Origin of the sequence: Nocardia sp. NPDC049149 (assembly GCF_043197455.1) — a bacterium.
GTDB lineage: Bacteria > Actinomycetota > Actinomycetes > Mycobacteriales > Mycobacteriaceae > Nocardia.
This window is the reverse complement of the sequence record NZ_JBICTD010000005.1, coordinates 448,547-467,664: the sequence shown is the minus strand read 5'-3', so window position 1 is coordinate 467,664 and position 19,118 is coordinate 448,547. Positions and strand designations below refer to the sequence as shown.

Sequence of the window (19,118 nt, the reverse complement as noted above, 5' to 3'; positions counted from 1 at the left end):
CAGGGAACTGTACTGTGTTGCGCGAACGCGAGCACTGTTCGGGGGAGGAATAATGCCTTCAAAACCCACTACTCGGTGGCAGGTGAGCGGTTACCGCTTCCTGGTTCGACGGATGGAACACGCCCTGGTCCGGCGGGACGTGCGGATGCTGCACGATCCGATGCGCTCGCAGTCGCGTGCGTACGCGGCCGGGCTCGTTCTCGCGCTGGTCGTCTTGGCCGGTTGCGGGATCTTGGCGTTGATTCGCCCGCAGGGGAAAGTCGACGGCAGCAGCAAGATCCTGGTCGCCAAGGAATCCGGCGCCATTTACGCCATGATCAACGACGTCGCATACCCGACGCTGAACCTTGCTTCGGCGCGGCTCGCGGTCGGCGATGCCGCCAAGCCGACCCTCGTCAAGGAATCCGAGGTCGGCAAGAAACCGCGTGGTCAGCTGATCGGCATCCCCGGTGCACCCAGTGCGCTGAGCTTCGACAAGGCGGGCAAGGGGCGGGCATGGACCGTCTGCGATTCGCTGAAGGCGGACGGCACCGACGATCGCACCAGCTCGGTGTTGATCGGTGACCTGGACCTCGGCGACAAAGCGTCGACGATGGGCCGGGACAAAGGCCTGCTGGTCAAGGGCAAAGAGGCGACCTACCTCATCTGGAACAACACGCGTGCGCGGGTGGACATGAACGACCCGCAGGTCACCGGGCCGTTGAACATCCGAGGCATGACGCCGCGGCCGATCAGCGAGGGACTGCTGAATGCCATCCCCGAGGTGAACGCGATTGTGCCGCCGAAGATCGATGATCCAGGCGGGTCAACGGTCGGCTATTCGATCAATAATCTGAAGATCGGCACCGTGGTTCAGGTGTCAGGAAAGGCCGATCGGAATTACGTGTTGCTGCGTGACGGCATTCAGCCCGTGAGTCCGTTCACCGCCGACGTGATCAAGGTTTCGCAGCGGAACCCGGATCATGGTGCCGTTATTGGTGATTTCGAGTCCACCAATTCACCGCCCGCAAAGGTATTGCGGGTGGACTCGTACCCCGATGTCGCGCCGACCATCGTGCAGTCCAAGGTGCGGCCGGTGAGCTGCCTGTCCTGGAAGCCGATCGCCGGCGCCGCCGACAACGCTGAGGTCGCGGTGCACGCGGAACTGTCCGTCATCGACGGCACTGATTTGCCGATGCCGAGTAACGCCAAACTGGTTTCGCTCGCGCAGGCAGATGGCAAGGGCGACAACGTCGATTCGGTGTATTTCAAGCCAGGCTCGGGCGCCTTCGTCCAGACCACCGGCATCGAGGTCGACAGTCGCCGCAAAGACAGCATGTTCTACGTCTCCGACACCGGCGTCCGCTACGGCATCAAGAACGAGGATGCGGCGAACGCGCTCGGCATGGGCAAAGAGTCCGGCGTGACACCGGAACGCGCGCCATATCCGATCGTCGGTCTGCTCGCAGGCGGACCGACCCTTGGCCGTGACGAAGCAATGGTTGCCCACGACGGTGTCGCCCCGGACGCCGCGCCGGCCAAACAGCTGATCTCGCCGAAGTAGTCGCTAACGACCGTCCGCGCCAACGGGTTTCGCGATGTCTGCGGGGTACTGCTCGTCGGCCGGGCGCAGCGCGGCGACCTCGGCGCGCAGCGTCCGCACCTCGGCGACCAGTGCGCTGATCTCCCGGTCGGCGCGGTCCGAGCTTTCCTCGACCGCCTTCAGTTGATCGATCACCCAGGTGGTCGTGGTGCCGATGGCGAACGAGATCAGCCCGATGCCGAAGGTCATCAACACCAGCGAGATCAGCCTGCCCTCGGTGGTGACCGGATAGACGTCGCCGTAGCCAACGGTCGTCACCGAGACCGCCGACCACCACAGCGCATCACCGAAGTTCAGCACCTTGCTGCCCTCCACGCCGTACTCGGCATCGAAGAACGCCAGGCTGCACAGGGACAAGACCAGCACCGAGCCGGTGCCGACGAACACCGAAAGCCGGGTCCGGTGCGAAAGGGAGTGCCGGTTGAGCGAGCCGAGGATCAGCACCGCCGCCCGCAACAGCCGCAGCGGACGGAACGGCGGAATGAGCACGATCAACAACTCCAGCGGGTGCGTCCGCAGGAAATGCCAACGGCGGGTGGACAACCCGAACCGAATCACGAAGTCGGCGACGAACGCCACCCAGATCGCCACATCGACCCGCCCCAACCAGGCGTCCAACTCCGGCGAAGCGCCGGTATCGAGGACGAACCACGCGTAGACGACCAGAAAGATCACGGCGAGCACCACCATCGGCACCCCCGTCGCACGCTCCCATGCCTGACGGCGACTCGGCCTTGTCGGGCCTGCCGCGCCGCTGCTGACGTCTTGTCTCTGTGACATGCGATCTACCTGCGTCGATGGAATCCAGCACCCTATACTTCGCGCTGTGCGGTCCAGACGCTACCGCCGCCCACCCGATCCACCGGCGAACCGGAGTGAATTCGCCCGAGGTGTCGGCACCGCCCAACCATCGAATCGGCTGAGGAAAGATCGAAATGACCCCCGATATTGCCATCGGGGGTCATTTCTCTATTACAGGTCGTCGCCGTGTACGCCGAAGCGGCGGCGGATGGGGAATGAGGCGAGCATGCCGATGATGAGCAGGGTGGCGACGGAGGCGCTGCCGATCAGGGCGGCGTTGCGGGCTCGGTTGTCCGGTGGTGGCGGTGGTGCGGGGACCGCCAGTTGGATTTGCTTGGCGGCCGCGGGGCGTTTGGGGGGAAGGGGTTTCGTTGTTTCGGCGGTCAGGGCGGCGATCGGGTCGATCGCGCCGTAGCCGACGTAGGAGTTCCAGCCTTCGCCTGGCGCGTGCGCGGTGGCCTCGATGCGTTTGATGACCTCGAGCGCGCTCAGTTCGGGAAAGCGGGCGCGGACCAGCGCCACCACGCCCGAAACGTAGGGTGCGGCGAAGCTGGTGCCCTTGAGCGGGATCATTTGGTTGTTCTCGTAGATGCCGGTAATGGTGCCGCTGCCCCGTGCATCGAGCGAGACGATGTCCTCGCCGGGTGCGGCTACTCCGACCCAAGGGCCGGGCACGGTGAAGTCCGACGGCGCGCCGTCTTTATTGATGGATCCGACGGTAAGGACGTAGTCGTCGTAACGGGCGGGCGTGACATTGGTTGTCACGTTCTTCCACGGGTCGCTCTCCGGATGGAGCGGATTGACGACATCGGGGTTGCCTGCCTTGCAATTCTTGTCTTTGTTGCCCGCCGCCACCACCACGACGGAATTCATCTCGAGCGTTGCGTAGCGCACTGCCGCACCGACAGCGGAATCGTTGAGGGCCTGGCTGTTGTCGACACACAAGACGAGCGAGATGTTGATAACCGAGGCGCGGCGATCTGCCGCACGCCGAATAGCCTGCGCGAGCGCGTCGATATTGCCGTAGCCCTCCGGAGGTTCTTCCGGTCGCTTCTCCGCCCTGCGTTCTTTCTTGTCGTAGAACTTGCTCGTTTGCCGGATGGAGAGGATTCTCGCCTCGGGTGCGACGCCGTAAAAGCCTTGTCCCGCTACCGGTTTCGCGCCGATGATGCCCGCAACAACGGTGCCGTGTCCGTCGCAGTCCTCGCTGACGCCGTCGCCGCCCTCTGCCACATAGTCGCCGCCCGCGTCGAGATCGGGCAGGCGCGGGTGGCGGACCACACCGGTGTCGATCACCGCGATGAGCTGGCCTTCGCCCTTGGAGAACTCCCATGCGCGCTTCAGGTCGAGTGCCTGCTGGGGCAACGGGGTCGCAGGCCCTTCTCCGCCTTGCTGGGTCGAGGCACACGGGGTGTTGGCGGGATGCTCGGTGGGCTCCGGCGGCCGAGCCGGATCGCCCGACGGAAGCAGCGCCGGGTTGACTGCAGGCGGCCGATCAGCAAGTGCCACACCCTGAGTCGCCCCCACCCCTAACGACACGCTCAGTGCCAGCACCGTCGCCGCTGCGCCGGTGCGCAGGATCCGGTTCACAGCCCGCGGACGAGGGAGTAGAGGCTGGCTACCCAGAAGACCAGCGGCAGTACCGCTGCGACGAAGGCGTATTCGAGGAGTTCGACACCTCGGCGCATGGGTGGGGTCGCCGACTGGTTGGGGATGATGATGCCGAGGATCAGGGCGGCGATGAGGATGACCATGGCGGCGCCGAACACCGCGAGGGGCTGATCCATGGCGAAGCCTGCGCCGATCAGCATGATCAGCACGATGCCTGCGCCGCCCGCGATGAGCACGACCGCTTGTTCGGCGCCCGCGTAGGTGCGGCTGCGGAACATGAGGACGGCCGCGCAAACGAGGGCGAGGGCGATGCCCTGCCAGTAGGGGTCTTCGGCGCGTGGGTCGGTCGCCGCGAGTGCGCCTGCGGCGGTGACCAGGGTGGTTGCGGCGACCAGGCCTGCCAGGTACCTGCGGGCGCGTTCCGATTTCACCCGCAGCGCTTCCATGGTCGGCAGGGCGCGGTGGTCGTCGGGGTCGTCTTCGGTGGGGTCGATCGGGGTGCCCGGCGAAGGGACCGGGGGGAGCGGCAGTTTCGCGAGGAGCATGGAGACTCGCGGCGACAGTGCGAGGCCTGCGAGGCCGAGGGCGGCGGCGCCCGCGCCGATCGCGCGTTCCGGTTGCGCGGTGAGCAGGCCGACCAGGGCGGCGGGCACGGCGTACACCGCGAGGGTTGCCGCGCCGATGAAGAGGGCGAGGCCGACGCCGGTGACGCGCCAGGCTAAGACCGCGGTGGCGCCGAATAACACTGCGCCGAGCAGGATATGGGCCCAACCGTAGTGGTCGGGCACATACAGCATGCCTGCGGTGAAGGCGGTGGGCAGCGCGCAGCCGCCGAGGACGAGGGCAGTCGAGGTGTCGCCGTACATCCGGCTGAGCACCATGGCGGCGACCACGAGCAGGATCGTCACCGCCATCGCGACCGAACCACTGACCCAGTACGGGAGCGTGCCGGGGGCGATCAGCAGGCCGAAGCAGCCGACGAGCATGGTGACGGCGGCGAGCACCGACCCGGTGATCCGCGCGACCTTGGGGGTCCAGCTGCGGTAGTGGTCGGTGTCCGCGATCGCGACGTTGTACATGATGTCGTCGAACAGCGGGGTCGGCGCGGTGTGCGAGGCGCTCTCCAGCATGAGCAGCTCGCCGTCGCGGACGCCGTGTTCGCCGAGGCTCAGCGAATTGGAGAAGGGCGGGTGACCGATCCGCGCCAGCACCCATTCGGCGGGCTCGAAGCGCTCGCCCTCATTGTCGAAATCATTGGTTCTGCTGTGTTGTGCGACCATGTCGACGACGCTCGGGATCACCAACGCGACCGGAACATCCACGGGAATCGCCATATCCACTTGAGTGTGTTTGGCGAGAATGGTTACCCGGGCGAGATCCGGTGCGCGGACGATTCCGCGCGAGGAATCTTCCTCGATATGGTCAAGTCGCGCGTGCGTCAAGCTTCCCCCAACTCGGTCTTCTACCTCGTAATCTTCGCAAACCCGAGAGCCGACGTCGAGCTTGCGAACCCACGGTCCGGGCAGCAGAATGCTGGTCGAACTGTACGACATGTCGGCTGTGCCCTCTACACTGAGGCCGAAACTCGGCAGCCACAGTAATTCGGCCGTCGGGGTAGCAGCTGTCGAAGAGGGGGATAGCTTTTCAGATGAGTACTGTCCGGTTCCAGCGTCGAGCCCGCCGAGAGATGCCGCGTTCGCCCGGCGGCGAGGTCACGCTGCAGCCGCCACCCGAGATTCCTCGGGTGACACCGGGCAACCTGCTGCTCAAGCTGATGCCGGTCGTGATGATCATCGGCATGGTCGGCATGATGGCGCTGCTGTTCACCTCGGGCGGCGGCATCGGATCGAACCCGATGAGCATGATGTTCCCGCTCATGATGATGTTCTCCATGGTCGGCATGTTCGCGGGCCAGGGCGGCGGTAAAGGGGCCAAGGCCGCCGAGGCGAACGAGGACCGCAAGGATTACCTGCGCTACCTGGACCAGGTGCGCCGCGACGTCGACGAGACCGCCAAACAGCAGCGCGCCTCGGTCGAATGGAGCCACCCGGAGCCCGGCCTCGTTTGGATGCTTGCCGGCACGAGCCGCATGTGGGAGCGCCGCGCGGGCGACAAGGACTTCTGCCACGCCCGCATCGGCGTCGGCGGCCAGCGACTGGCGACCCGGCTGGTCGCGCCGGAGACCGGACCGGTCGAGGAGCTGGAGCCGATCGCCGCGGTGTCGCTGCGCCGCTTCGTGCGCGCGCACTCGACGGTGCCTGATCTGCCGACCGCGATCGCGGTCAAGGGCTTCGCGACCATCGCGTTGGACGGCGACCGGGTCGAGGCCAGGGACATGACCCGCGCGATGCTGTTGCAGCTGTGCATGTTCCAGGCGCCGGATCAGGTGCTGGTCGCGGTGGTCTGCGGCCCGGACACGGCGCGTGAATGGGAGTGGACCAAGTGGCTTCCGCACACCCAGCACCCCGATGCCCAAGACGGCATCGGCACCCAGCGGATGTTCTACGGCTCGATCCGGGAGGCCATGGCAGGCCTGCAGCCGCTGCTCGGCAACCGGGTCAGGTACTCGCGTAACCAGCCTGCCAACGCGAACATGGTGCACATCGTGATCGTCGTCGACGGCGGCCTGCTCGAGGCCGAGGACGATCAGCTGCGCGAATCCGGCTACGAGGGTGTCACCATCATCGACCTGTGCGGGTACGCGCCGCGGTTGGCGGTGTCGCGCGGCATCAAGATGATCGTGGAGAACGGCGAGTGCGTCGGCCGCGGCGCGACCGGCAACCAGGAGCGTTTCGCGCTGATCGACCGGATCAGCCCGCAGCAGGCGCAGCAGGTGGCCCGCAGGCTCGCGCCGTACCGCGCCGCGACACAGCGCAGCAGCGACGTGGAAACCGATGACTCCGAGGTGATCTCGACCTGGAGTCAGCTGATGAATCTCGGCGACATCGGCTCGTTCAACCCCGAGCACGCCTGGCGCCCGCGTTACGGCCGTGAACGGTTGCGGGTCGCGTTCGGTGTCGGTGCCGACGGCCTGCCGGTCGAACTCGATATCAAGGAAGCCGCCGAGAACGGCATGGGCCCGCACGGCCTGTGCATCGGCGCCACCGGTTCCGGTAAGTCGGAGTTCTTGCGCACACTGGTGCTCAGTCTGCTCGCCACCCACTCGCCGGACCAGCTCAACCTGGTGCTCGTCGACTTCAAGGGTGGCGCAACGTTCCTCGGCCTCGACGGCGTCCCGCACGTCGCGGCCGTCATCACCAACCTGGAGGAAGAGGCCGACCTCGTCGACCGTATGAAGGACGCGCTGGCGGGTGAGATGAACCGCCGCCAGGAGGTGCTGCGCTCCGCGGGCAACTTCGCGAACGTCTCCGAATACGAGAAGGCCCGCGCGGCAGGCGCCGACCTCGATCCGCTGCCCGCGCTGTTCGTCGTGCTCGACGAGTTCTCCGAACTGCTCACCCAGCACCCGGATTTCGCGGAACTGTTCGTGATGATCGGCCGGCTCGGCCGCTCGCTGCACGTGCACCTGCTGCTCGCCTCGCAGCGCCTCGAAGAGGGCAAGCTGAAGGGCCTGGAAAGCCATCTGTCCTACCGGATCGGTTTGAAGACCTTCTCCGCCAACGAATCCCGCCAGGTGCTCGGCGTGCCCGACGCCTACAACCTGCCGAACAATCCCGGTGGCGGCTACCTGAAGTCGGATTCCGGTGAGATCGTGCGCTTCCAGGCCTCCTATGTTTCCGGCGCGTACGTCGGCGGCGGTTCGCAGCGCGACATGCACGTCGCCACCCAGGCGGGCGAAATCGACACCAAGGCACGGCCGTTCACCGCGACCCACGTGGATTTCCGTGCGGTGGACCGGGTTCCGTTGCCGCCGGAGCCGAGCCTGGAGGCCGACGACCGCGACGACGGCGAACAGATGTCGAACCTGAACATGCTGGTCTCCCGGATCGCCAACCACGGCCGTCCCGCGCACGAGATCTGGCTGCCGCCGCTCGACGAAGCGCCCACCCTCGACCAGCTCATTCCGCGCTCCATCCTCACCGGCGAATATGCCGCGGTGGCCACGCTGCGCGCGCCGATCGGCATCGTCGACCGCCCCTACGACCAGCGGCGTGACGCGATGATCGTCGACCTGGCCGGCGCCCGCGGCAACGTCGCTGTTGTCGGTGGCCCGCAGTCCGGCAAGTCGACTGCGCTGCGCACGCTGATCATGGCGATGTCGATGACGCACACCGCCGAGCAGGTGCAGTTCTACTGCCTCGACTTCGGTGGCGGCACGCTGATGAGCCTGCAGGGACTGCCCCATGTCGGTTCTGTCGCAAGCCGATTGGACGAGGACCAGGTCCGGCGCACCATCGCCGAGATGACCACCATCGTCCGCCAGCGCGAGGCGCGCTTCCGGCAGCTCGGCATCGAGTCGATGATCGAATTCCGGCGCCTGCGCGCGATGGACCCGTCCAGCAGCCCGGCCGCGACCGGTGCGCACGAGGACCCGTTCGGCGATGTGTTCCTGGTGATCGACGGCTTCGGCTCGATCCGCCAGGACTTCGAGCAGCTCGAACAGGTGATCATGAACCTGGCCGTGCAGGGTCTGTCGTACGGCGTGCACGTGGTCATCGCGTTGGCCAGGTGGGCGGAGGCACGGCCCGCGCTGAAGGACCAGATCGGCACGAGAATCGAACTGCGCCTCGGCGATCCGATGGACTCCGACCTCGGCCGCAAGTTCGCCGCGATGGTCCCCCAGGGCCGCCCCGGCCGCGGTATGACACCGGACTGCCTGCACATGCTGACAGGTCTGCCACGCATCGATGGCAGCGCGGATCAGAACAACCTCGGCCAGGCCGTCGGCGACGCCGTCGCCACCATCGCCAGGTTGACCCCGGGCCGCCCGGCGCCGTCGGTCCGCATGCTGCCCGAACAGCTGCCGCGCGACCAACTGCTTTACCTGGCGGGCGGCTGGCCTGCGCAGGTCGACCAGACCGCGAAATGCATGCGGATCCCGATCGGCATCAACGAATCCGAGCTGGCGCCGGTCTACATCGACTTCGCCGAGAGCCCGCACTTCATCATCATCGGCGACACCGAATCCGGGAAGACGACGCTGCTGCGCTCGATCGTCGAGGGCATCTGCGCGTCGAACACCCGGGACCAGGCCAGGATCATCATGGGCGACTACCGGCGCTCGATGCTCGGCACGGTGCCGGAGGGCTACCTCTCCGGCTACGGCTCGACCGCGCCCCAATTCACCCAGAACATGGCCGATCTCGCCGCATATGTGAGCAACCGGACGCCGGGCGCTGACGTGACACCACAGCAGCTGCGCGATCGTTCCTGGTGGAGTGGGCCCGAGCTGTACGTGATCGTCGACGACTACGACCTGGTGGCCACCAGCACCGGCAACCCGGTCCAGGCGCTCGTCGAGCACCTGCCGCACGCACGTGACCTCGGTTTCCACCTGATCATCGCGCGCCGCTCCGGTGGCGCGAGCCGCGCCATGTACGAGGCGACGCTGGCACGGATGAAGGACCTCGGCTCGGCGGGCCTGATCATGAGCTGCAGCCGCGACGAGGGTGTGCTGATGGGCACGACGCGTCCGAGCACCATGCCGCCGGGACGCGGCACGTATGTGACGCGCAACAGTGAAGGGCTGATCCAGACGGCCTGGATGCAGCAGCCCTGATGTCGGCCGTGCAGCTGGTGGTCACCGCGACGCGCGTCTGGGCGCGCGGCGCGACGACACACTGGGACATGCCGCCGTCGGTTGTGTTGGGCAGCAACGGATTCGACCTGGTGGTCGGACAGTCGCTGACGCCGCCCACCCAGGTGAGTTCCGCGGTGCAGTACGTGTCGGCCGAGGCCATCGCGCTGTTGCCGCGCACACCGTCCGTGGTGGACGCGCTGAGTGCCGTCTTCGCGACCGTGCTGGAGAACCTGCGCGTCACCACGCCCTGCGACCGGATTACCCTCATCTGCCCGACCGAATGGGGTGGGGCCCGCCGTGCCGTGCTCGATCAGGCGGCTCGGCGGTTCACGGCGGAGGTCGCGTTCGAGGAGCTGGCGGTGCGGGCCGTCGCGGTAGACGCGGGCACCAGCCACAGCCGTCGCACGCTGGTGCTGGAGTTCGGTGCACTCAGCGCTACCGCCTCCGCCGTGATTCGCGGCCATCAGGGCGTGTATGTCGAAGCCTGCGAACACGAACCGAATCTCGCACTCGCCGAGGTACATCCGGATTCTCGCGGGTTCACCGAACTCTGCGGGCTCATCGCCCGGCTGGTCGATGGCCGCCCCGTCGATCTGGCGCAAGCGGTCGGTGTCACCGACCAGCGGACGGTCGAAGTGCTCCGCGCGGCCGTGCAGCGAACCTGCGGACCAGGCGTCGAACTGCGCTCCGTCGCCGGACCAGATCTGGTCCCCGGTCGCCAGACCGAGCCGATCCGGCCTTCGGAGGTGCCGCCTGCCCTGCCACAACCCGAATGGATGCAGCCGCTGCGCGAACGCGCCGCCCAGCAATCCGGTCGTCGCGGCAGCGGTTATGTGAGTGCGGTCGTCGCCGCCGTGGCGGTGGTCGCTGTCGCCGTGATCGTCGGCGTCGTCTTCCTGAACCGGTCCGACGCACCGCCCGTGGCCGGTCCGACCTCGATGCCGGTGCCGAGCGGCACCGCGGCGACCAGCGGCCCCGAATCACCAGGCAGCGCACCGCCATCGAACAGCATCGTGCCGCCGACCGACACCGCGACGACGGTCGGCCGCCTCCGATTCCAGGTGCCGAACGGGTGGCATGTCGGCTCCACCCCCGATGTCTCCAACAAGTACCGGGTCGACCTGTCCCCGGACGACGGTGCGCGGCTCCGCATCACGGTGACGCACACCCTGGTCCCCGGTGTCAGCTACGAGCAGCTCGCCAGTCGGCTCGAAGACCAGATCAGCCAGCGCCCCTCCGGCGTGCTTTCCGAACTACAGCGCGACGTCCGCTACGGCGGCCGCCCCGGTCTCGCCTACACCGAACACCCCGGCGACGGGTCGACCGTGCGCTGGCATGTGTTGCTGGAGAACGGAGTTCAGGTCAGCGTCGGATGTCAGTATGCCGGCGACAGTTGGCCCGCGTTGTCGACCACGTGCGATCAATTCGGTGGTTCGCTGCGAGTGATTCAGTGAACTATCCGGCTTCCGCGTTTGATCGGGAACCTGAAATGCACGCCCCTGCTGTGGATCCGCACCGATCTGACCGCCCACAACCAGCGTCGATCCACATTGGAGTGCGGATCTCCACCTCCGTGCGCACCACTTAACGTAGGAAGTGTGCTCTTGACCCACGTTGCTGCAAACCTAGGTCAAGAACACAATTCCTACGTCAAGTGCGCCAGGACGAAACCGACGGGTGGCAGAACCCATTGGTGGGCAATAATATTCGACATCTTTGATCTCGAAACCTCTCGAAACGGGAGCACAGCCAAGTGGCCTGCCTGGGACTGGACACCACGTGATTTGCAACTCTCGAAACGGGACCACAGCCAAGTAACCCGGCTGGGACAAGTGAATGCGTGAGCGACTGCGGAGGTCAGCCGGGTACGGCAGGCGAGGCAACCACGCTACTCCAGTGCATAGCTTTGGCTGCCGCATTCGTCAGGAGACCGTATACCTGAAGGAGCTTTGCCTTCGCCGAGCCCAAAGCGGCACGGGCGCAGTCCAACCCGACCCGTGGGGCGCGGCCTCGGACGGGCGCGGTTTTGGGCTGGTGCGGTTTTGGGCTGGTGCGGTTTTGGGCGGGCGCGGTTTTGGGCGGGCGCGGTTTTGGGGCTGGTGCGGGTTTGGTTGGGGCGAGTTGCGTTTGGGGTGGTGGCTTATCCGCGGGTTCGACGGTTTCCTGACGAGCGGGACAGTTTCGGGGTTTGCACTGGATAGCGTGGTGGCGTCGTGTGCCGTACCCGGCTGACCTCCGCAGTCGCTCACGCGTTCTCTCGTCCCAGGGCGGGTTGCTTGGCTGTGGTCCGGTTCAAAGATCTTGAAAGAAAATCGACGGGAGTCAAATGGTGGGCGTCTCGGTGCGTACTGCCACCATATGACTACCGTCGATGAAGTTGATCAACCATTTGACTCCCGTCGATGGGGTCAGTAACCATTTGTCTCCGATCGATGTCGGGGGCGGGTCCGCGATTGTTCCAAAGCGATCTTGAAGTGTTGGCGTGAGAGAAATCGCGGGTGCGTGTTGCAACCATTTCACTCACGTCGATGAAGGCGGGCAACCACTTCTCTCACGCCAACCTGGGTCGGCAACCATTCGACGGCCGCTCAACGAAGCTCGGCCGTAGTTGGGCTGCCGCTCAATGAGCCTCGACAGCGTTGGACTCAGGCAACGAGGTCGGGCGGCCATTTGACCGTCGCCCAATGAGGGCTAGGCAATCATTCGACTACCGTCGACGAGGCCGCGGCCACTCGGCCCACGCCGACGAGTCGGCAACCATCGGTCGCTCGCCCGCCCATCCGAGGTCTGGCACTCACTGACGGGGTTTCTCATACCTCTTGAGCCGGTGGCGCCCAGAACTGGTGTACGACTCGAGAGTTGTTGCAGCCATGTCCCGTTCGCATGTATCGGGTTGGTGAGTGGGACAGCGAGGATGTAAATAGCGGTTCCCTGGTCCGGTCTGACCCAGAGTGGGACAGGCGTGTATGCCTTTGCCATGATCTGTCGTCCGGGTCCGGGGGATCGCCAGGTCTTGCCAGACCGGCGATGTGACTTAATAGGAGCCTGTTTGCCCAGGTGAACCCATCGCTGTCCTGTCCAACCACCGGCCCGGCAAGTGCCACTCCCGCCCGGTACCAGCGAACAGGATGGCCACTACCAGCATGGCAAACAAACCCCCTGCAACCAAGAACGAGTCGATCGTGGCGGTCGGTGAGATCACCGCAGGAGTCGACACCCACCTCGATTTCCATGTAGCCGCCGCCCGAGACGGTCTCGGCCGGCACCTGGGCACCGCCAAATTCGTTGCGACCCAAAAGGGATGACACGCATGCGATGCGCTCGACAGGCGTGCGAAGAACCCGACACGACCGCGACACCCAGGATCACGGGCGAGAAATCGTTGCTGAACCCGGTGGTCCAATGGTCGCTGCCCTAGTTGGTGGTGGTACAACAGTCGCGACCCCCGTTGGCGGTAGTCCAATGGTTGCCGCCTCCGTTGGCGGTAGTCGAATGGTTGCAAGGTACACACCGATGCCCACCATAGGACTCCCGTCAATGCGGCTCTTTGCTTGAAACTCGTTGAACCGGAATACAAGCCGATGACCACGCTGGAACAAGACGTCACGCACCTGACCGCGGAGGTCCGCCGGATACGGCACCCAACGCGCCCACGCTAATCCGGTGCATACTGACGCAGCCGCACGCGCAGGAGACCGTCAGGTCGAGGATTCTATTCGCATGTGCCGAAGCGAATATTCACTGTGCGGCAGTCGATAACGAATCACCGAATCCCACTCGCCGCCCATACCCCGAACGCAACCAACCCCGAACACAATCCGTGCCGCCGAACACAATTGGCGCCGCCGGGGGCCATCGGCGTCGCCGAGTGCAATCCGTGCCCCGAACACAACCCACCCCAAGCGCAATTCGGGCCTTTCGAACCCAATCCACCCCGATCAACCCGCCCCTGAACCCAACTCGCCCGAACCATAATCCGGGCCCTCGAATCCGGTCCGCCTCGAACCGAAATCTGGTGCCTCGCACCGAGTCTGGGCGTTCGAACCCAGCCCGCCGCCGAACCCATACCCCACCCCGAGTGCGACCCGCCTGCGCACACAACCCGCACCCCAAACATAATCCGGCCCCAACCCCCACCCCTGAACACAACCCGCCCCCAACGCAACCCACTCCCGAACACAACCGCCCCCGAACACAACCCCCGAACGCAACCGCCCCCGAACACAACTCCCGAACACAACCGCCCCTCGAACCCACCCCCACCCCCCAAATAATCCAGGCCCCCAGCAAACCTTGCCGGGGGCCCGAATTGGCCGAGCGGGTGCTAACTCAGAAAAGACCAGCGAGCGAGGTGTCGGTGCCCTGCAGGTCCGTGTTGCCGGAGCTGACGAGCTTGCCGGCGCTCTCGAGCGTCGTATTCAGTTGGGTCACATTCGTGTTCCACTGCGCCTGGAGGGAAGCGAACGCGTCGTTTGCGTCGCCCTTCCAGTTGTTGGTGACGAAGTCGGTGACCTGCTTGTGGAAATCCTCGAGCATGGACATGACGTTCCGTGCTTCGGACACGATGGACTGGGCGCCCGCCTCGACCTCACCGAAGTTAGAGGCAATCGTCCCCGGGTTGTTTGCTGCCATCTGGAGCTCCTAGTTAACTGATGGTCTGGCTTGTCGAATCAGGGGAGGTCCAGGCTGGAAGCCTGCGACGTCACCTGCTGGGCGAACTGCTCGTCCTGCTCAACGAACTTCTTACCCGCGGTGGCGAGCTTGTCGGCCGTCTGGTCCAGCTGATCGTTCAGCTTCCTGGCCTGGGCGAAGTAGTTGTCCATGAACGTGTCGAATGCGCCACGCGCCGCACCGCTCCAGGTGGAGGTGGTCGAATCCGACTTGGCGTTCAGCGCCGTGATCGCGTTCTGGAGGTCCAGGTGCCGCTGCCTGCAGTTCTCGGTGAACTTCGCGATCGCGTCGCCGTCGGCTTGGAGTTGTCCTGCCATTTTGGTTCCTTTCGGTTCCCGTCTCGGCCAACGGTCGAAGCGTCAGCTGGCCTGTACATATGGTTTGACGCGCCTTGGGTCTGATCGGTTCCATCCCGTGGCAGAAAAATTTGGGATCCTCCCCAACCTGATCAGGATGCCCGGTGCGTCTCGGCCGACGCCATCGTGGATGCTGGTGCCCGAGGAGGGCCGCACTATCAGCCGCGATCGTCGTCGAACCTGCATGACTGGTGCCGCCAGCGCCCCTTGCTCCCCTCCTTCCCCCTGCTCGCTTGGTGTTGACTGGCGAGTGGCCTGGCTGCGGCTATACCTTATCGAACCCCCCGGATTCGCGCTAGCAGGAGTTGACGCTACTTCACCCTTTTGCGCAGCACCGGAACGAGCTTGTCGATCAAGGTCTGTTCGGAGTTGGGCGACCAGTTTCGCATCGCGGCCACCGCCGCCGGATCGTCGATCGGAATGACCTCCGCCTTCGTTCCGGTGATCTCGTACGGCAATCCCGCGAATCCACCGCCGCCCGCTTTTTCATCGCTGCGAATGGCAAGCACATAGCTGCCCGCTAATGCGGTGAGCGCATTGGCGCCGTTCGTCGCTGGGCGCGGCGAGGTTTCACCATTTTGCTTCCCGTACGCGAAGTTGTAGACGAAACCGAGGTCTTCCAAAAATTTGGTCTGCGGAGTTCCGGACAGATAGATGGAGAACTTGCCCTGTTCGGATACGTCGACCATGGTCACCGTTCGGCCGTCGAACAACGGATTGTCCTTGCGCGCCTGGGCAAGTGGCGCCAGCGCGGGGGACGCGAGTGCCGGGCTCGTCGGCGCCGGCGTATTCGGCGTCCCGCCGCTGCTGAGCGCCCAGACACCGATGCCAGCGATGAGGGCGACGACCACCGCACCGATCTCCACGCCGATGAGCCTGCGCTTGCGACGGCGGCTCGCCGCTGCGGCGGTCAGTGCAGGCGCGGACACCGCGTCGACGCGCGGGTCGGTGTGCGGACGTGGGTCGAAGACCTGGACCGGGTAGGTGGGGGAGGTGTTGGTGGCGACCGGGTTGTAGCCGGGGATGAGGGCGCCCGCCGCGGCGTCGGTGAGTTCGCGGCAGCTGTTGAACCGATGCGCGGGATTCTTCGCCATTGCGCGGGCGAACACCTGGTCGATGGCCGGCGGCAGGCCGGGGTTGACCGTGGTGGCCAGCGGCGGCGGCTCGTGCAGGTGGCCCATCATGACCAACGCCGGTTGCGTTGCCGGATACGGGTTTCGGCCGGTGAGCAACTTGAAGAAGGCGCACGCCAGGCTGTAGATGTCGGAGCGGTGGTCGAGGTGCTCGCCGGTGAGCTGCTCGGGTGGCGCGTAGGCGATGGTGGCGACGAAACTGCCGGTCTGAGTGAGCTCGGTGGTGTCGTCGTTGGATTTGGCGACGCCGAAATCGGTGAGCACGACGCGTTCCTCGTCGCCCTCCGTGGAGGAGAGCAGGAAGTTGGCTGGCTTGACGTCGCGGTGCAGCAAGCCTTTTCGGTGGGCGTAGTCGAGGCCCTTGCCGACTTCGGTGGTAATGCGCAGTGCCCGCAGCGGATTCATCGAATGCGGGTCGCGGAGCAGTTCGGCCGATGCGTCGATACCGTCGACATATTGCATGGCGATCCAGAGCTGCCCGTGCTCTTCGCCGCGGTTGTACACCGAGACGATGTTCGGATGGTCAAGGCCAGCCGCGAGATTGGCTTCCCGCTCGAACCTCGTCCGGAATTCGTGGTCGTTGCTGAGGTCGGCGCTGAGCAGCTTGAGCGCGTCCATACGCGGCAGGCTGGGGTGTTTGGCCAGGTAGACCGTGCCCATGCCGCCTGCACCGAGGACCCGCTCGATGCGGTACCCGCCCACGATGGTGCCGGGGCTCATCGCCATGATCCACAATCTCCTGAGTCGGTCGTGCTCACGCAGCAGCATACTGGACTGCTCGAATCGGGCACGGTGCGTCGCATTATCGACTATTCGCGAAAAGCGAGTATTGCGCGGCGGCCCGTTGCTTGGCGTCGCCGAGTTGATTGCTGCTGACGAATCCGACGTATTCGTGGTACGCCACAATGCAGGTGAATCGCTTGGCGCTTGCCGCGCCGGATTTGTTTTCGACACAGGCCGAATCGGGCAGCCCGGCGGGCGCCTCGGCGTCGCCGGACACGACGGTCGGGGTAATGCGGTCGGCGACCACCTTGCGCGCGGCGTCGGGCCCTGCGGTGTGCACGACGAGGGTGCCCGAGGACAGCGCGAACTTGTCGGCGCGCATCGCGGTGAAACGTTGCTTCGCGTAGTCCCGGTCCTTGGCGTACTGCAGTACGCCGCGCAGGCTGAACAGTGCGTTGCTGTCGTCGAAGCTCGGCCGCTGGAACTTGTCCGGGTTCAACGTCCGGCTGAGCAGATGGTCGGGGTCCCACGGCAATTGGAGCAATTGCTCCGGCGACAGCGTCGGCAGCTGCTCCAGCAGCGAAAACTGGGTGTCGTATGCCTTTTCGGCCAGCGCCACCATGCTGTTCAGCACCGGGTCGGGTGTCGAGACGAGGAAGGCGACAACGTAGGGCCCGCGGGCAAGGGTGGTCCGCAGGAACGGTGAGCCGGGCCGCCAATTGCCGTGTGCCTCGGCATATTTCGGCAGCGCGGCGGGCTGGTTCTGGCCTGCGGTCGCGGCGAGGTCTGCCTCGGCGAACTCGGTCGCGGCCGCCTTGGCCCGCGCGTCGTCCGGGAACTGCATGACCATGGTGCTGACGGTGGTCGAGTTCGCCTGCCGCTTGGCAGGCCAATCGGTGGTGGCGAAGATCCCGCCTTCGGCATCCGAGCCGTTGGACTTGAATCCGTAGATCATCTTGTGCCGTTTGGCAATCGGCTCCATCTCGGATTTGCGCCCGAGCTCCTCCGGCATCACCCCGCTGGAAATGCTCCACGTCAGCGAACCGTATTTCATCCGTGGGTCGATGTCGTAGGCGGAGGCGACGTGGTCGGCCACGCGCATGGCGGCGACGTCCTTCATCTCATGGAAATGCGGTCGATAGTCGTCGTCGTGCGCATTCAGCGGCAGGGTCGGATAGTTGCCGGTGTCGAGGTTTCTGATATCGATCTCACCGGGCTGTGCCGTGCCTGGGACGATCGACCCGCAGGCGGCGAGGATCGTCATCGAGCAGGCGGCGAGCAGTGCCGTGCGCAGCCGCCTCATTTCGCGTGCACCAGGATCGCGTACTGCGCGGATATTCGCTGTTGTGCGTCGAGCAGCTGGTGTGACGCGGCGAACGCGGCATAGCGGTCGTAGGCCACCGAGCAGTAGTAGCGGACCGCGAGGGCTTCCCTGCCGATGTACTCCTTGCACCTGGCCACCGGCAGGTTCTCCGGGGCGGCGGCGCCGGTGAACTTCTTGGTGAGGCGGGCGCGTTCCTCCCGCAGCTGCGTGGCCGCCGCGGCGTCGCGCGCCCGATACAGTTCGGTGCCGTCGGTGGCGTACCTGTCCACGCCTGTCGCCTCGATGATCCGGCGATCGTCGGCCGGGTCGCTGGCGAAGTGCAGTGCGGCATGGCCGGTGAACGCGCCGGGCGGATCGAGCCAGCCGTCTTCGCGCTGGCGTGGCAGTGCGCGGCCGAGCATGCCGTCCATGTCGATCCGGATGGTCATCAGCTGATCGGCGGGGGTCGGCGTGAACGCGGCGATGGCGGGAACGACGGCGTCGAGGCTCTTCTCGACCAGTGCCTGCAGCGCGGGCAGGTCGACCTGCTCCAGGAAGATCTTCAGATAGTCGAAGATCCAGGTGTAGACGACGAATTTGCCGGTGGCCAACCAGGAACCGATCGACTGCTCCTGCGGCTGCCAATGCGCGCGCGCCGCGGGATACTTCGGAATCGGCACCCGCTCGTTGCGCTCGTTGGCCTCGAAGTCGACCCGTTCGAGCGCCTCGGCGGCGGCGGTGGCCCGCTGTTCGTCGGGGAAGATCAGCACCGCGTTGAACAGGTCTCGGCCCTGGTTCTTCGCCTCCGTGCTGCCGTGGCTGAGGAAGCCTGCGATGAAATCCGGTGCGGCCTCGGCGAACCGGTCGATTTTCATGATCTTGCCGAGCGAATTGCGCGGATCGATGAAGACGGACGAGACGAACGCGTTGCCCTCGCGGAACGCCGGGTCGATGTCCGCGGCGGTCGGCACCACGTTGCCGAGCCGCTGCGCCTCGATCATCCTGGCCTGGTCCGGGTTCTTCGCGGTGCCGAGCTCACGGGGTTGCGTCGGGTAGCTGCCGACGTCGAGCCGAGTGAGATCAACGACGGGAGCCGGGGGCGCCGGATCCTGCGGCGCCGACTCGCACGCGCTGCTCGCCGCCAGCATGCCCGCGATGACCAGGGCACCAGCGGCCCTCCGGTGCCGACGCACCCCCGGTCGGCTCCGCCTCCCGACCATTCGCCGAGGTATCGCTG

At 65.7% G+C, this 19,118-nt stretch carries 12 protein-coding genes; 4 read left to right on the top strand and 8 right to left on the bottom strand.

Going from position 1 to position 19,118, the window contains the following annotated elements:
• The first annotated feature begins 52 nt into the window (after positions 1 to 52).
• On the top strand, positions 53 to 1,543 hold the full coding sequence (gene eccB, locus ACGFNJ_RS22815; RefSeq protein ID WP_393451508.1) for a type VII secretion protein EccB: 1,491 nt from the start codon (positions 53 to 55) through the stop codon (positions 1,541 to 1,543).
• Positions 1,544 to 1,546: 3 nt separating this feature from the next.
• Here the strand turns inward: eccB and ACGFNJ_RS22810 are convergent, their stop codons facing one another.
• The 3 genes from ACGFNJ_RS22810 to eccD all read right to left on the bottom strand — a co-directional run bounded on the left by ACGFNJ_RS22810 (position 1,547) and on the right by eccD (position 5,436).
• Positions 1,547 to 2,362, bottom strand: a complete 816-nt coding sequence (locus ACGFNJ_RS22810; RefSeq protein ID WP_393451505.1) for a potassium channel family protein — start codon at positions 2,360 to 2,362, stop codon at positions 1,547 to 1,549.
• Positions 2,363 to 2,554: 192 nt separating this feature from the next.
• Positions 2,555 to 3,892 carry a type VII secretion-associated serine protease mycosin gene (gene mycP / locus ACGFNJ_RS22805; RefSeq protein WP_393451502.1) on the bottom strand — a complete coding sequence of 446 codons (1,338 nt, stop codon included), beginning with the start codon at positions 3,890 to 3,892 and terminating at the stop codon, positions 2,555 to 2,557.
• A gap of 77 nt (positions 3,893 to 3,969) precedes the next feature.
• Positions 3,970 to 5,436, bottom strand: coding sequence for a type VII secretion integral membrane protein EccD (gene eccD / locus ACGFNJ_RS22800; RefSeq protein ID WP_393451499.1), 1,467 nt, complete (start codon positions 5,434 to 5,436; stop codon positions 3,970 to 3,972).
• Between the two features lie 206 nt (positions 5,437 to 5,642).
• On the opposite strand from eccD, the gene eccCa reads away from it, so the two are divergent.
• The 3 genes from eccCa (at position 5,643) to ACGFNJ_RS22785 (ending at position 13,000) form a co-directional block, all read left to right on the top strand.
• Entirely contained in the window at positions 5,643 to 9,674 is a 4,032-nt protein-coding gene (gene eccCa, locus ACGFNJ_RS22795; RefSeq protein ID WP_393451495.1) for a type VII secretion protein EccCa, read from the top strand.
• The gene (locus ACGFNJ_RS22790; RefSeq protein WP_393451492.1) at positions 9,674 to 11,149 is read left to right on the top strand and encodes a type VII secretion-associated protein; all 1,476 of its coding nucleotides are present in this window, start codon (positions 9,674 to 9,676) and stop codon (positions 11,147 to 11,149) included. The genes eccCa and ACGFNJ_RS22790 overlap by 1 nt, the downstream gene beginning before the upstream one ends.
• Positions 11,150 to 12,838: 1,689 nt before the next feature.
• The gene (locus tag ACGFNJ_RS22785) at positions 12,839 to 13,000 is read left to right on the top strand and encodes a hypothetical protein (RefSeq protein ID WP_393451489.1); all 162 of its coding nucleotides are present in this window, start codon (positions 12,839 to 12,841) and stop codon (positions 12,998 to 13,000) included.
• 1,024 nt (positions 13,001 to 14,024) lie between these two features.
• Here ACGFNJ_RS22785 and ACGFNJ_RS22780 read toward each other — a convergent pair.
• The 5 genes from ACGFNJ_RS22780 to ACGFNJ_RS22760 all read right to left on the bottom strand — a co-directional run bounded on the left by ACGFNJ_RS22780 (position 14,025) and on the right by ACGFNJ_RS22760 (position 19,074).
• The gene (locus ACGFNJ_RS22780; protein WP_393451486.1) at positions 14,025 to 14,327 is read right to left on the bottom strand and encodes a WXG100 family type VII secretion target; all 303 of its coding nucleotides are present in this window, start codon (positions 14,325 to 14,327) and stop codon (positions 14,025 to 14,027) included.
• A gap of 38 nt (positions 14,328 to 14,365) precedes the next feature.
• Positions 14,366 to 14,683 (bottom strand): WXG100 family type VII secretion target, encoded by a 318-nt coding sequence (locus ACGFNJ_RS22775; RefSeq protein WP_393451484.1) that lies wholly within the window; start codon positions 14,681 to 14,683, stop codon positions 14,366 to 14,368.
• 350 nt (positions 14,684 to 15,033) lie between these two features.
• Positions 15,034 to 16,581 (bottom strand): serine/threonine-protein kinase, encoded by a 1,548-nt coding sequence (locus tag ACGFNJ_RS22770; protein WP_393451483.1) that lies wholly within the window; start codon positions 16,579 to 16,581, stop codon positions 15,034 to 15,036.
• Between the two features lie 76 nt (positions 16,582 to 16,657).
• Entirely contained in the window at positions 16,658 to 17,881 is a 1,224-nt protein-coding gene (locus ACGFNJ_RS22765; protein WP_393451481.1) for a hypothetical protein, read from the bottom strand.
• Positions 17,878 to 19,074, bottom strand: coding sequence for a hypothetical protein (locus ACGFNJ_RS22760; protein ID WP_393451478.1), 1,197 nt, complete (start codon positions 19,072 to 19,074; stop codon positions 17,878 to 17,880). The genes ACGFNJ_RS22765 and ACGFNJ_RS22760 overlap by 4 nt, the downstream gene beginning before the upstream one ends.
• Positions 19,075 to 19,118 lie beyond the last annotated feature (44 nt).

Bases quoted from the DNA above. Each gene is read 5' to 3' on its own strand.
- eccB (WP_393451508.1), top strand. From the start codon at position 53: ATGCCTTCAAAACCCACTACTCGGTGGCAGGTGAGCGGTTACCGCTTC.
- ACGFNJ_RS22810 (WP_393451505.1), bottom strand. From the start codon at position 2,362: ATGTCACAGAGACAAGACGTCAGCAGCGGCGCGGCAGGCCCGACAAGG.
- eccCa (WP_393451495.1), top strand. From the start codon at position 5,643: ATGAGTACTGTCCGGTTCCAGCGTCGAGCCCGCCGAGAGATGCCGCGT.
- ACGFNJ_RS22790 (WP_393451492.1), top strand. From the start codon at position 9,674: ATGTCGGCCGTGCAGCTGGTGGTCACCGCGACGCGCGTCTGGGCGCGC.
- ACGFNJ_RS22785 (WP_393451489.1), top strand. From the start codon at position 12,839: ATGGCAAACAAACCCCCTGCAACCAAGAACGAGTCGATCGTGGCGGTC.
- ACGFNJ_RS22780 (WP_393451486.1), bottom strand. From the start codon at position 14,327: ATGGCAGCAAACAACCCGGGGACGATTGCCTCTAACTTCGGTGAGGTC.
- ACGFNJ_RS22775 (WP_393451484.1), bottom strand. From the start codon at position 14,683: ATGGCAGGACAACTCCAAGCCGACGGCGACGCGATCGCGAAGTTCACC.
- ACGFNJ_RS22770 (WP_393451483.1), bottom strand. From the start codon at position 16,581: ATGGCGATGAGCCCCGGCACCATCGTGGGCGGGTACCGCATCGAGCGG.
- ACGFNJ_RS22765 (WP_393451481.1), bottom strand. From the start codon at position 17,881: ATGAGGCGGCTGCGCACGGCACTGCTCGCCGCCTGCTCGATGACGATC.